Annotated in this window: 13 protein-coding genes; 3 read left to right on the top strand and 10 right to left on the bottom strand. The window is 41.6% G+C overall.

All coding sequences use genetic code 11. The annotated features are described in order from the left end of the window. Positions 1-332: 332 nt before the first annotated feature. The 4 genes from ABLT31_RS07450 to ABLT31_RS07435 all read right to left on the bottom strand — a co-directional run bounded on the left by ABLT31_RS07450 (position 333) and on the right by ABLT31_RS07435 (position 4,774). Complete coding sequence (locus ABLT31_RS07450) at positions 333-1,592, bottom strand: dicarboxylate/amino acid:cation symporter (protein ID WP_367750289.1); 1,260 nt, start codon at positions 1,590-1,592, stop codon at positions 333-335. Positions 1,593-1,758: 166 nt separating this feature from the next. Then, entirely contained in the window at positions 1,759-2,466 is a 708-nt protein-coding gene (gene dcuR, locus ABLT31_RS07445; protein ID WP_367750287.1) for a two-component system response regulator DcuR, read from the bottom strand. Then, positions 2,459-4,066, bottom strand: a complete 1,608-nt coding sequence (dcuS, locus tag ABLT31_RS07440; RefSeq protein ID WP_367750285.1) for a DcuS/MalK family sensor histidine kinase — start codon at positions 4,064-4,066, stop codon at positions 2,459-2,461. The genes dcuR and dcuS overlap by 8 nt, the downstream gene beginning before the upstream one ends. A 363-nt stretch (positions 4,067-4,429) precedes the next feature. Next, positions 4,430-4,774: an ASCH domain-containing protein gene (locus ABLT31_RS07435; protein ID WP_462976475.1), complete on the bottom strand. Its 345-nt coding sequence runs from the start codon at positions 4,772-4,774 to the stop codon at positions 4,430-4,432. 301 nt (positions 4,775-5,075) lie between these two features. Between ABLT31_RS07435 and ABLT31_RS07430 the strand changes: the two genes are divergently transcribed. Then, positions 5,076-5,393: a hypothetical protein gene (locus ABLT31_RS07430; protein ID WP_367750281.1), complete on the top strand. Its 318-nt coding sequence runs from the start codon at positions 5,076-5,078 to the stop codon at positions 5,391-5,393. 67 nt (positions 5,394-5,460) lie between these two features. Here the strand turns inward: ABLT31_RS07430 and ABLT31_RS07425 are convergent, their stop codons facing one another. Beyond that, positions 5,461-6,858, bottom strand: coding sequence for a sensor histidine kinase (locus ABLT31_RS07425; RefSeq protein ID WP_367750279.1), 1,398 nt, complete (start codon positions 6,856-6,858; stop codon positions 5,461-5,463). 35 nt (positions 6,859-6,893) lie between these two features. Further along, the gene (locus ABLT31_RS07420; RefSeq protein ID WP_367750277.1) at positions 6,894-7,589 is read right to left on the bottom strand and encodes a response regulator transcription factor; all 696 of its coding nucleotides are present in this window, start codon (positions 7,587-7,589) and stop codon (positions 6,894-6,896) included. A 120-nt stretch (positions 7,590-7,709) separates the two neighbouring features. Between ABLT31_RS07420 and ABLT31_RS07415 the strand changes: the two genes are divergently transcribed. Beyond that, positions 7,710-7,934, top strand: a complete 225-nt coding sequence (locus tag ABLT31_RS07415; RefSeq protein ID WP_367750275.1) for a hypothetical protein — start codon at positions 7,710-7,712, stop codon at positions 7,932-7,934. Between the two features lie 18 nt (positions 7,935-7,952). Here the strand turns inward: ABLT31_RS07415 and ABLT31_RS07410 are convergent, their stop codons facing one another. Together ABLT31_RS07410 and ABLT31_RS07405 are read right to left on the bottom strand one after the other, a co-directional pair. Beyond that, the gene (locus ABLT31_RS07410; RefSeq protein ID WP_367750273.1) at positions 7,953-8,624 is read right to left on the bottom strand and encodes an L-fuculose-phosphate aldolase; all 672 of its coding nucleotides are present in this window, start codon (positions 8,622-8,624) and stop codon (positions 7,953-7,955) included. Between the two features lie 114 nt (positions 8,625-8,738). Further along, a complete protein-coding gene (locus tag ABLT31_RS07405) occupies positions 8,739-9,596 on the bottom strand; it encodes a MetQ/NlpA family ABC transporter substrate-binding protein (RefSeq protein WP_367750271.1) in 858 nt (285 codons plus the stop codon). A 221-nt stretch (positions 9,597-9,817) separates the two neighbouring features. Here ABLT31_RS07405 and ABLT31_RS07400 point away from each other — a divergent pair, with 221 nt between their 5' ends. Beyond that, positions 9,818-11,047, top strand: a complete 1,230-nt coding sequence (locus ABLT31_RS07400; RefSeq protein ID WP_367750269.1) for an aminopeptidase — start codon at positions 9,818-9,820, stop codon at positions 11,045-11,047. 63 nt (positions 11,048-11,110) lie between these two features. On the opposite strand, the gene ABLT31_RS07395 is transcribed toward ABLT31_RS07400, so the two are convergent. Together ABLT31_RS07395 and ABLT31_RS07390 are read right to left on the bottom strand one after the other, a co-directional pair. Further along, positions 11,111-12,244, bottom strand: a complete 1,134-nt coding sequence (locus ABLT31_RS07395; RefSeq protein ID WP_367750268.1) for a tyrosine-type recombinase/integrase — start codon at positions 12,242-12,244, stop codon at positions 11,111-11,113. A gap of 645 nt (positions 12,245-12,889) precedes the next feature. Next, positions 12,890-13,103, bottom strand: a 214-nt coding sequence (locus ABLT31_RS07390; protein ID WP_367750266.1) for a hypothetical protein, incomplete at its 5' end; no start/stop codon positions are given.

Below are 13,103 nucleotides of genomic sequence, written 5' to 3'. Positions count from 1 at the left end.
GATGATCCTGAGGCCTTATGGCTTGCTTTATATTTCTTTGAGTGTTCCAATCCGACTCTGGCTGGGATAGATTGTTATGCTTCTTATCCAAGGTCCTTTCTCTCCTTTCCCTTTAAAAATGCCAATAAACAAAGTATACTAATCCAAGGAAATAAGCTTGGGAGGAAATATTGCTATGCTCGTCGCTGTATTCGTTACAATGTTTATTGCCGCCCTGATCTTTGGCGGGTTCATGTTTTATTTTATCCGTAACCGCTAGTATCCACGCATCCAGCCGTTTAAAGCAGAGATGAAAATATTAAAAACCTCCCTTGTGCAGGGAGGTTTTTTTATTAAGCACTAATTGTTTTCTTATTATCCATTTCAACTAAATTAGGTGTAAATTCGCCTTCCATTTTGGAGACAACAACCGTTGCAACACCGTTCCCGATTAAGTTAGTGATTGCGCGAGCTTCGGACATGAAACGGTCAACTCCCAGAATCAAAGCCATACCTTCAACTGGAATGGATGGGAACACCGCTAGTGTAGCAGCTAATGTAACGAAGCCGGAACCAGTAACTCCTGCTGCCCCTTTAGAAGTAAGCATCAGAACTCCCAGAAGCGTTATTTGTTCCATAAGGGTAAGATCTACACCATAAGCCTGTGCGATGAACAAGGCCGCCATTGACAAGTAGATAGAAGTACCATCTAGATTGAATGAATATCCAGTAGGAAGAACAAGACCTACAACGGACTTAGAGCAACCGTACTTCTCTAGTTTATCCATCATCTTCGGTAAAGCTGCTTCGGACGAAGAAGTACCGATAACCAAGAAAATCTCATCTTTGATATAGCGGATAAAACTAAAGATGCTAAAGCCGTAAATCTTCGCAATTGCTCCCAGTACAAAGATAACGAAAAGAGCCATTGTAGTGTAAACAGAACCCATCAACTGACCAAGGTAAACTAAAGAGCCAAATCCGAATTTACCAATCGTGTAAGCCATCGCACCAAAAGCTGCAATTGGGGAAACCTTCATGATGATATTAACAATACCGAACATTACTTCGGTAATCTTTTCAAAGAAATCGATAACAGGCTTTCCGCCTTTACCCATTGCTGCTAAAGCGCAACCAAACAATACAGCGATAAATAGTACAGGAAGCAATTCTCCTTTCGCGAAAGCGCCGACAAAACTATCAGGAATGATTGACATTATAAAATCCATCATGCTATGACTTGTTTCTTCAGCCTGAGTGGTATATTTGCTAATGTCACCTTTGGAAGCATTAGTTGCGTCGAATCCTTCTCCTGCCTTGAATACGTTTGCAACAAGGATACCGATAGCTAGAGCAATGGTTGATACAATTTCAAAATACAATAATGCCTTACCGCCTATCTTACCTACCTTCTTCAGATCGCCCATTCCTGCGATACCGATTACAATCGTCAGGAATACAATCGGTGCGATGATCATTTTCACCATTTTAATAAAGATGTCAGCAAGGACTTTTAACTCTGCTCCCATTGTCGGGAAAAATGCGCCGAAAACAATACCGAGTATGATTGCTAGAATTACCTGGGTTGTAAGGCTCTTAAAATTCAATTTCATCGCGTGTCACCATCCTTAAATTTAATTTGAGTAAGTAACGAGTTGAATGCAAGCGCATTCTCTTGTGTCTATATTCATTTTAGATATTCTCTAATAATTAAGATAGTAATTGTAACTTAGTTAACTGTTTTGTAATTAAAGTAAGTAAGCGACCCTTCTGGGCCGCTTATAGATAGTTTTTTATGAGATGGCTCTTAGATGGTATATAGCGATGCATATATACAGGCCTTCCGATAGTACCGTAATTGGTTTCAAGCTTTAGAAGTCCAATTTCAACGAGAAACTGAAGATACTTGCGGATAGATACTCTTGATATCCCGACGGAGTTGGCTAGTTCTTCTGTTGAAAAATCGGTTTCCTCGAAGGCTTGGATTTTCTCCCAAACCAAGGCAAGGGTCGAACGGGTTAAGCCCTTGGGCAAATCATCCGGAGCAGCAGCAGGTTCCTTGTGGAAAATCAGTTTGTCCAGATCCTCTTGGCTGATCATGTCTTGCACCTCCATGAACTTGGCCTCTTCCCGGTAAGTCGTAAGGGCAGCCTTAAAGCGCTCAAATTCAAACGGTTTGATCAAGTAGTCAACTGCACCATAGCGGAGCGCCATTTTGATGCTCTGATTATCGCAAGCAGCGCTAATGACTATGACATCTATTCCATGCCCCATCTTCCGGATTTGCGAGAGCAGCTCCAATCCATTTCTGCCAGGCATATAGATATCCAGCAAGATAAGATCGATGTCTCGGCTGTCTAAAATTTTTAGGGCTTCCTCCATGGAGGAAGCCGACGCTTCTAACACAAAGCCATCGATCCGCTCGAGATATCTCCGATTAAACTCCATTACCATCGGATCATCTTCTACAATTAGCACCTTAATCATCATCATCACCCTTAAGCTGATAAGGTATCGTTACCTTAAATGTTGTTCCATTTCCAGGTTGGGATTCTAATTCCAAACTTCCACCTAACCTCTTGATACTTTCTTTAATTAAAAATAAACCTAGTCCCCGATTATCTCCCTTAGTAGAAAAACCTTTCATGTAAATCTCGGCTTTCGTTTCGTCCGGTATACCTAATCCTGTATCCTTTACTTCTAGGGTAAGCGCATTATTCTTCACTTGGAAATTGACTTGCACTTCCTTCTCTGCGCATCCCTGAACAGCATCCATAGCATTATCGATCAAGTTTCCCAATATCGTAATAATGTCATGCGTAATATCACCGTTGGCGGGTTCAGGCCAATAGTCACCGGTTACTTTAAGTTTAACATCCACCTCGCGAGAGTAGCTTAATTTTCCCAATACGAAACCGGCGAGGACGGGATCTTTAATTTTCCGCATTACAAACCCAATTTCATTTTGGTGATGATGAGTAATTTGCTTAATATAATCAGCAAGCCGATCATAATACTTTACCTCCACCATACCCAAAATCACGTGCAATTTATTCATGAATTCGTGGGCTTGCGCCCTTAATGCATCAGCATAGGTTTGAACGCCGGATAGTTGTTCCACGAGGAGTTTGATTTCCGTTTTGTCCCGGAAGGTCGCAACCGCTCCGACTACCTTTCCATCAACATGGACAGGAACGGTATTTACAAGAAGAGTCATTCCCTCAAGAGTCAATTCCTGGTCAAGTTCTGCTTGACCTGTTTCCATTACCTTGATCAAAGAGGAGCCTGACAGATAATCCTGCACGTTGGTTCCGATAAGATCATTGGTTATTCCAGCTAATTTAAAGAGGCGAATCGCTTCATCGTTTACCAACGAAATTTTAGCCTCCTGATCGACAGCGAGTATGCCTTCCTTGGTTGAATGCAATATGGCATTCCTCTCCTGCAATAGCTTAGCGATAGCCGAAGGTTCTAGGCCAAATAAGATTTTTTTTATCTTCCGTGCTAAAAGGATGGCTCCAATAAGCCCAATCATCCCCCCAAAGCCAATGCCAAGGAAAAGTGTCCATAGGCTTGCAGAAGTTGCCCGTTCAATTTTTTCAAGGGAAATCCCAACAGCTGCCGCCCCCACTTGTTGACCATCGGCTGCGACTATCGGTGTGAAGGAACGAAGGGATAGTCCGAGAGTCCCCTTGGCGATGGAAATATGTTCATGCCCGCTTAAGACAGGAGCTTCGTCACCTCCGACAAAAGGTTTTCCGACTTTACTCGGGTCAGGGTGAGACTTTCGAATCCCATGCATGTCCATCACTACAATAAACTGAACCCCGGTCGTCTCCCTGATTTCATTGGCAAATCTCTGAATCTCTCCTTCATCTCTTAAACCAGTCAATCCTTCTACGATTACTGGGGAGCGGGCAACAATTCTTGCGATTTGGGTGGCTTTCTCCGCCTGATCTTCCTCGATGTATTCGTTGATTTGTACACTTATGAGAATATCTGTTACGAGCAAGGCCAAAGCTACGACGGTAAAGACCAGTAGTGTGATGGTAGTCTGCAAGCTGAGCTGACGATGATTTTTGCTCACGATTTATTCCCCTACGCTATAATTTTATTATGTCAGACATTATACCTGATAAAGCTCCAGGAAAGAAGGACAAAAGCATGATGCATATGCGTTTCCTACTCCTTTACTTTTATTCTCATGGGGCCGTTTCCAGTTATTCCTTATCCGGTGGTGGGTGGTTTAATCTGAGCTGCCTATTGTCCAGCAGCAGGGGAAATTATGACGAGGCTAGGTTCAGCTGTTGCTTCCCTCACCGTGATTGCATTGTGCGCTATGGCTATCAAGATTAGGGCAGACAGTTCCTGAAAAAAACCAGAAGACTAAACAGATTGGATTAGTTGGGACGACAACGGACATACACCGTTGTCCCCAACCAAAGCGTACTTACTTTTTCTCAATTTCTCTAAACTCGTGAACCCAAACTTTCATTTGGGGAACCCATGGCATACCGGGGTGAATCGAGAGGATAGAGTTTTTATATTCCTCTAGACTAGAGAAGCCCTCCATTTTTGCCGATTCTTCCGTAAGATCCCCTAGTGTTTCCTGATAAACTCGATCTACGCGAAATTCCCTGCCTTCAAGAATCATGACTTCTCCCGGATCGGCATATCTTCCGTTTCGGCGAGTGGAGGTTTTTTTTCCAGCAAGCACTTTCTCTATATCCTCAGGTCTTGTTATCATGCGTTCAATTTCACAGGTTTTTGGAGGTAATGGTGTTGGTGTTGACATTGACATTCATCCTTTCATTTCTTGATCAAGTTAATTTTACCTTTTACATACCTTTTCAGTTTATCACAAATAACGGACAGACCGCTCGTCATTTCCTTATAAGGGCAATACTCCTTTGTTATCATTTGCCAAGAATGGATTTTTATTTAAAAAATGGGATGGCAAAGGGTCACAAATTGATAAAAATCATATCTTATCTTTTCATAAATGGAAAATAGATTGGTAATACCCCCTTTATATAATAATCTCAGGTCCCACAAATGAGGTGGGAGCACGATAAAAACCCAAGGGGGAATGTGAAATGAAAAGATTTTTTATGTTACTTATGACTGGTGCAATTGCTTTGATTTTGGCGGTTGGTTGTTCATCCCAAGAAAGCCCTGGTGGAGATTCTCTGGAACAGCCAACAAGTGAAACGCCTGCTACGGAGCAGCCTTCTTTGCCAGCCACCACAGACCCAGCAAATGAAGGATCTGACTCCTTAGAACCGCAAGCTCCAGTTGAAGAGGCTCCAGCTGAAGAAGCACCAACTGAAGAAGCACCAACCGAAGATACTACCGTTGGCGAAACTCCTGAATCGGGTACGACAGAAGAGCAAGGAAGTACAACTACGAACTAACCCATGAAATAAGGCGAGGCAACTCTATTCATAGAGCTGCCTCTGTTTTCTTCATTTGATGAATGGTTTAATTCGTGGTAATAACTGGCAAAGTAAATGTAAACGTGGTGCCTTCTCCCACAACGCTGGTAACGGACACTTCCCCATCATGCATTTCCACTAATTCTTTGACAATGGCTAAACCTAAACCGGTTCCTTTGTTCGTTTTGGAACGTACTCGATCTCCCTTAAAGAAACGTTCCCAAATCCGCTCTAGATCTTCCTCTCTAATTCCCACTCCCGTATCAGTAACCTGAAACTTTAAGTATGAGTCGATGTGTGTGGCACTGATGACAATCGAGCCATTCTCGGTAAATTTAATAGCATTCATTACCAGGTTTTTAAGGATTTGCACCAAACGGTCCGGATCGGCAAAGCACGAGGGCAAGGCCGGTTCAATTCTCGCCTCAAGGGTCGTACCCTTATCTTCTGCTTCCTTCGACAAGCTTTGTATCACCTTTTGAATCGTTTCTTCCACTTGGACGTGACATTTATACAAAGTAACATCTTTATTCTGCAGTTTGATCAGTTCCATTAAATCATCGACCAGGCGGTTCACTTGCAGCGTTTCCTGGTACATAATTTGATAATACCTTAAACGAGTATCCTCGTCCTCCACTAACCCGTCCTGCAAAGCTTCCAGGAACCCCTGCATGGCGGTTAAAGGCGTACGGAGTTCATGTGATATATTGGTAAGAAAATCGTTGCGGACCTTTTCTTGGCTTCGCTGACTGTTTTCAACCTGTTCTAATTTCTCGGCTAGGCAATTGATCGTTTCGGCTAAATCAGCAATTTCTGCGGGATGTTCAATATGGACCCGCTGGTGGTAATTTCCTCGTTCGATTTCGCTAGTCGTTCGTTCAATTTTTCTTAAAGGACGCGAAATCGACCATGAAACATAGGATACGACTGCTGTAGAGAAAATAACGCCGAATAGGGTAGCCCAAACAATGGTTTCTCGTATAAAGTTAACCGTTTGCTCTAATCCTTCAACGGGAGCATGCAGCACGATTCCCCCGTAGATACTATCCTTTTTCCCCCAAGGGACAACAACAGAAAGCATCGGCTTACTTAGGCCTGCAAATTCCAATTCCGTTAAAACATCCTTACCGTCAAGCACGCCATTAGCGATTCTTTCCGAAACGGATTTGCCATGAAAAACCTCATCTTTCATCGAAGTGGCGATGATCTCACCGCTTCGGTTGAAAACCCAGATCCGCGCATCAAAGGACTGGTCTAAAAAAGCTAACATTTCAACAGTCTGTTCACTGATTTCTTGAGTATCTTGGATCGCTAGATTGACCTTTTTAGCCTTGCGCAACAGCTCCTCTTGGGTTCGATCATAGAGGTAATCCTTGGTTACCCAGGTAATGCTAAAACCAACGACTCCCAAACCTAAAAGGACAACCGCCAAATAACTGATCATAAGCCTACGGAAAAGGCTTTTATGCATCCATTTCATCAGGCGATGACCTCGAATTTGTATCCTACCCCCCACATTGTGTGAATGACCTGGTGGTCGAGGAGAGAAAGCCGCTGCCTAATTTTTTTTACATGAACATCGACTGTACGTATATCCCCGAAGAAATCATAGCCCCATATTTGCTCGAGCAATTGCTCTCGGGTAAACACTGTCCCGGGTGATTTGGCTAAGTGAACGAGCAAATCGAACTCCTTCGGACGCAAGGAGAGACTTTCGCCATTTGCGACGACTTCGCGGCGTTGCATATCTATGATTAAGGAACCGAAATCTAAGCTTTGTGCCGTGGTTTCGTCTTGATTATCTTTAGGCTGCATGCGGCGGAAAATGGCTTTCATTCTCGCCAACAGTTCCCTTGGACTAAATGGCTTTGTCATATAATCGTCTGCGCCGATTTCCAACCCAAGCACTCGATCAATTTCTTCTTCTTTGGCTGTTAGCATGATAATCGGCACGTCAGAGAATTTTCGGATCTCACGGCAGACATCAAATCCGTCCATACCTGGCATCATAATATCAAGTATAATGAGATCTGGAGAATGATTTTTCGCTAGTTCTAGCGCTTGATCTCCTCTCTCTGTTTCAAGTAGCTCCATTTGCTGATTGCTGAAATAAAGGCGAATAATTTCTCTTACATTTGGATCATCATCGGCTAATAATACCTTAATGTGTTTCATTATGGTGTTCCCCCTTTCATGAACTCACGTTAAGGAGTCTAGTCCCTCTTTATCTATTCGAGGGTGGGATTGGTTTTTTGGGGGTCAATTGATCATAATACATAGGAAAGAGTGATTCTGATGGAAACAGCAAGGGCCAAGGCAGGTCCATACGAGTTTCGTTACAATCCATTAACTACTGATGTCTACGTATCCCAACAAGGAGAAGAATGGGAAATTGAGATCTATCAGCATAAGCATTACCAAGGGGCACTCGAAATTGATGCACTGGGGCAATTAGTACTTATAGAGGAATTTGGCCTTAAGCTAGAAAAGAGTGGAGATTTCTCCATTATTATCAAGTGATGAGAAAAGAGCACCTTATTATCGGTGCCCATTTCTATTTTCTTTAGCCTGTAGTTTACCATAGGACTTAAACTTCTCAACTAACACCTTCATTTCTCCTTCTGGGATAATGACAGGCTCACCAATGCTTTTTGCACGGTAATATATCTCTGCAGAAAACTCAATCTCCTCAGCAATATGAAACGCGTTAAGAAGATCAGTTGATCCTGCAAGCAACCCATGATTAGCCAGCAAAACGGCGAATCTATCCTTCATCGCCTCAAAAGCGTATTCAGCCAGCTCTGTCGTGCCAAATGTCGCGTATTTTGAGCATCTAACATTGTTGCCTGCGTAGGCCACTAAGTAAGAGGCAGCAGGCAATTCCCAGTGCAATGCGGAAATGGTGGCAGCAAAAGGAGAATGAGTGTGGACAATTGCATTAATATCGTTTCGCTTCTTGTAGAAAATACTATGCATTTCAAGCTCGCTGGATGGCTTTCTTTGTCCATCTGCGACTTCACCCGCTAGATTGAGCACGACCACATCTTCTGGCTGGGTATGAAAATAATCTAATCCACTGGGACTAATCGCCATTAGCTTTTCCTGACGATTATACACGCTGATATTCCCACCTGTCCCCTTGGTAAGGCCGGAGATGATCAATTTCTTGCCATATTCCACTATCAATTCTCTTTCGTATTTCAGAATCAAAGTCCTACACCCCTATTCATGAACAAATGGTATATGTTACCATTTCCATATGTTCTATTGTACCAAAAAAAGCTACCAACGGACGGAATTGTCATTGGTAGCTTAATCATTTTATTATTCAAAAACTGCAATTACAGAACCTTGATATTTTTCTTCGATAAACTTTTTAACTTCAGGTGAATTTAAAGCATCTTTCAATGCTAAAATCGGTTCCTTCGTTTCATCGCCTTCACGAACGGCTACGATATTGGCAAAGGTTTCTGCTGCAAGAGATTCTTTATCTTCCAAAGCGAGGGCATCCGTCGCCTTTAAGCCAGCTTCTAAGGCATAGTTTCCGTTGATAACCGCATAATCCACATCACCTAAAGAACGAGCGATAAAGGCAGCATCCAATTCTTTAATAACAAGCTCATTTGGATTTTCAACGATATCCTTAGGAGTAATGGTCAAATCAGCCCCTTCAGGCAGAGTAATCAATCCTTTAGCTTGGAGAAGATGAAGCGCCCGTGCCTCGTTCGTCGGATCATTAGGAACGGCAATGATAGATCCTTTAGCGATGTTATCCAATGATTTTTGCTTTCCAGGGTATAAGCCAAGCGGTTCAAAGTGAACGGCAAACGCGGAAGCTAGATGAGTTTTATGTTCCTCGTTAAATGACTGCAGGTATGGAAGATGCTGGAAGTAATTTGCATCTAATTCTTTCTCCTCCAACACTTTGTTCGGAAGAATATAATCGTTGAACTCTTTGATGTTGAGCTCTATTCCTTTCTCCTCTAATAAAGGCTTAGCCGCATTGAGGATTTCAGCATGAGGTACTGAGGAAGCGCCGACATTAAGAACAACCTTCTCCGTTTTTTCCCCAGCAGCTCCTTCATTATTGGCTTTATCATTTGCGGGTTCTTGGCTGGCACATCCCCCTAATATTCCGATAGCAAGAATTGAAGCTGTTAACAGCTGGTACCACTTTTTCATTTTCTCCACTCCTCTTTATGTTAAATTGAATTCAAGTGTTTAGTGTCATTCATACTATTCTTAGCTTTTCACTAAACAAAAGAACTTCCTCGCCAAGCAACTATAATACTACGATTTTGTTTTTTGTCAAGAAAACTTGCTCACGCTACAAGAATAGTTTCGAGTAACATAAATTTTGTGATACGATAGGTACATGCCATTATTTTCCTAGGAGGTACGGTATGAACCATTTTGAGACTTTATTGGACCGTTATGCCCAGCTTGCTGTAAAGGTAGGAGTCAATATTCAACCTGGACAAACCCTAGTCATTACCGCTCCCCTAGCTTCTGTTGATTTTGTCAGGAAAATCACCAGAAAAGCCTATGAATCCGGAGCTAAAAACGTCCATACCGAGTGGACAGATGATGAGCTTACACGTATCAAATACGATCTGGCCCCCCAGGAGGCCTTTCAGGAATATCCGCAATGGAGAGCTAAAGGCTTTGAAGAAATGGCCGCAAACAACGCAGCCTTTTTGTCCATCGTGGCGTCCAATCCCGACCTGCTGAAAGGGGTTGACCCTGAACGAATCACGGCTGCAAATAAAGCTACTGGAGAAGCCATGGCGAAATTCCGAAGCTATGCCATGTCGGATAAAGTCAGCTGGACGGTTATCGCTGTACCGTCCCCAGCTTGGGCAGCCAAGGTATTCCCAGACCTGCCCGAACAAGAGCAAATGGAAGCCTTATGGCAGGCCATATTTGAAACCACGCGGGTAACTCAGGAAGATCCCGTAAAGGCATGGCAAGATCATAACGATTTGCTCAATCAAAAAGCTGAATACCTAAATAATAGGAGATATCGTTTTCTTCATTATGAAGCCCCAGGAACGAAGCTTTCGCTTGAATTGCCAGCTGGTCATATCTGGGTAGGAGCAGGCAGCTTAAATGAAAAAGGCACTCCCTTCATGGCCAACATGCCAACGGAAGAAGTGTTCACAACGCCTTTGAAGCAAGGGGTCAATGGAACCGTTCGAAGTACGAAGCCACTTAGCTACAGCGGAAACCTCATCGAGAATTTTTCACTCACCTTTGAGAAAGGAAGGATTGTGGACTTTAGTGCAGAAAAGGGATATGAAGTTCTCAAGAGGCTTGTCGAGACGGACGAGGGATCCCACTACCTAGGGGAAGTCGCCTTGGTTCCACATGAATCTCCCATTTCTCGCACAAACTTAATTTTCTACAATACCTTGTTCGATGAAAATGCCTCGAATCATTTAGCGATTGGCAACTCCTATGCATTTTGCCTTGAAGGCGGAAAGAATATGAGCAAGGAAGAGCTGGAAGCTCAGGGACTGAACAGCAGTATTACTCACGTAGATTTTATGGTTGGATCAGATCAAATGAATATTGATGGAGAAACGGCAGACGGAACGCGTGAACCGATTTTCCGCAATGGCAACTGGGCATAGATGAAAAAGACCAGAATCAATAGGCATTGATACTTATTGAAATGAAAGTCGGTCACAAGTTGGTCACAGCGTTTCCTTTAATTGTATCAACTCGTCCAACTTATTTGCTACTTCTTGTTGCATACTAGGTAGAACGTGGCTATATTGGTTTAAAGTAATTTGTATAGAAGAATGCCCTAAACGTTCAGATATCACTTTAGCATTCACGTTTTGTTGAATTAACATTGTCGTATGAGTATGTCTTAAATCATGAAAACGGATAGGTGGCAATCCAAGCTTGATAATCTGCTTCTTAAATCTTACTGATAATGATGCAGGATCAACTGGGTTGCCATACTTTGTAGAAACGACTAGATCGTTTTCAGTATATTCTAATCCTGATTGACTTTTCTCCTGTAACATTTTTTTTCGATGGCTTAATAATTCGTAAGCTAGATGTTTTGGAATGTGAATGGCACGTACTCCAGATGCTGTCTTTGCACCAACTTTAAATTCTTTTCCATTGTTGGCTAGAATCTGCTTTACATAAATTATATTCTTATCAAAATCAATATCTTTCCACCTTAAGCCTAAAATTTCTCCCTTTCTCATGCCAGTGAAAATGGCTAAAATATATGCAATATAGTACCTAAACACTTGCGCTGCATTGATAAATTTGTTTACCTGATTCAAATCCCAAACAAGCATTTCTTTTTTTTCTCCTCTTGGTAATTCTACATTGTCCAATGGATTTTCTCTTATTAGGGATAATTTTTTCGCCTTCTTTAAAGCAACCTTTAAGATATCTAGAACCTTTTTTATAGAATTTGCTTGCAGTTTTGAATTTTTAGCTAACTCATTAACATACTTTTGAAGCAGTATAGAGTTAAGATCTTGGAGTTTATAAGACCCTAGATATGGATTAATATGGTACTTATACAAACTCAAGTAATTAATATGAGTGTTTTTGGATAATTTTAACTCCCTTGCTTCGAACCATTCTGTCATATACTCGTGTAGCAATACATTTTTTGAATCAATATATGTTCCTTCTAGTAGTTCTTTTCTGATATTAACAAGTGCAATCTCAGCTTCTTTTTTAGTGCTATACCCCCTTTTCTTCTTTTGTTTACGTTTACCTGAAACTGGATCTTTTCCAATATCCACTACTAGATCCCATTTTCCTGTTTGCAAATTTTTCTTTATACTACCTTTCAAGCCTAAGAACCTCCTTTTGATTGTCCTTAAGCCTGTAAAACCTTCCCATTTTCTATTTTACCATAAGATTTAGTTCCCTTAATCTGCAGTTCAAGTTCTAGTGATTTTTTTCTGACCTTTAACTATTTTTATATATGTTCCATATAGAAGACAAAGGTAACTGAGATGATGTTGAATTATTTAAGAAGCGCTTAGAAACAAAAAAGACATCAGCAAATAGACTGACATCCCATTTGTAGGGAGGATTAAATTTCGTCCCCCTTGTTATATTCCGCTATGTACTAGCATTAAAAACAAATCGGTCTGAACAACCTGTTTCTAAAAACAGGTTACTCTCCTCAACCTGTTTCTAAGGAGTGTCTATTTAGACACCCCTGTTAGGAATTGCTAAAGTACGAATTTCTTCCTTTTGAGAAGCATCACGGAATCATTTAACCTCTTGCCTACTAGCCTTCCTCAATTCATTTAGTAAGATTAACTAGCGCATATCCTTATGTATATCTATACTTGTATAGCCATCCACAGATCCCAATATATAATAACGTCCTCCCAAGTACACTACTTCCCACCTCCATAAGAGCTTTTCGGATATATTTTACTGAGGGATGTTATTAGTGAAATAAAAAAGCGACCCCGAAAGGATCGCTATGCACTAATATCTTTAGTTGTTAAAAAATCAAGGCGTTCGTTTATCTGCCTTACTTTACTGTATAATTCTATTCTCTGTTGCCAAGATACGGATGTGTCAACAATTAAGTTCTTTATTTCTTCCTTTAATCTTAACAATTCTTCAGTACATCTTAGGTAAGCGTCTAATAAGTCAGTGTATGGAAACTTCCCTAAGTCTTTGAGACAATCT

Source organism: Ammoniphilus soli (genome assembly GCF_040813775.1).
This window is presented reverse-complemented; position numbering and strand designations above follow the sequence as displayed.

Bases quoted from the DNA above. Each gene is read 5' to 3' on its own strand.
- ABLT31_RS07400 (WP_367750269.1), top strand. From the start codon at position 9,818: ATGAACCATTTTGAGACTTTATTGGACCGTTATGCCCAGCTTGCTGTA.
- ABLT31_RS07430 (WP_367750281.1), top strand. From the start codon at position 5,076: ATGAAAAGATTTTTTATGTTACTTATGACTGGTGCAATTGCTTTGATT.
- ABLT31_RS07415 (WP_367750275.1), top strand. From the start codon at position 7,710: ATGGAAACAGCAAGGGCCAAGGCAGGTCCATACGAGTTTCGTTACAAT.
- ABLT31_RS07435 (WP_462976475.1), bottom strand. From the start codon at position 4,774: ATGTCAACACCAACACCATTACCTCCAAAAACCTGTGAAATTGAACGC.
- ABLT31_RS07405 (WP_367750271.1), bottom strand. From the start codon at position 9,596: ATGAAAAAGTGGTACCAGCTGTTAACAGCTTCAATTCTTGCTATCGGA.
- dcuR (WP_367750287.1), bottom strand. From the start codon at position 2,466: ATGATTAAGGTGCTAATTGTAGAAGATGATCCGATGGTAATGGAGTTT.
- ABLT31_RS07450 (WP_367750289.1), bottom strand. From the start codon at position 1,592: ATGAAATTGAATTTTAAGAGCCTTACAACCCAGGTAATTCTAGCAATC.
- ABLT31_RS07425 (WP_367750279.1), bottom strand. From the start codon at position 6,858: ATGATCAGTTATTTGGCGGTTGTCCTTTTAGGTTTGGGAGTCGTTGGT.
- ABLT31_RS07420 (WP_367750277.1), bottom strand. From the start codon at position 7,589: ATGAAACACATTAAGGTATTATTAGCCGATGATGATCCAAATGTAAGA.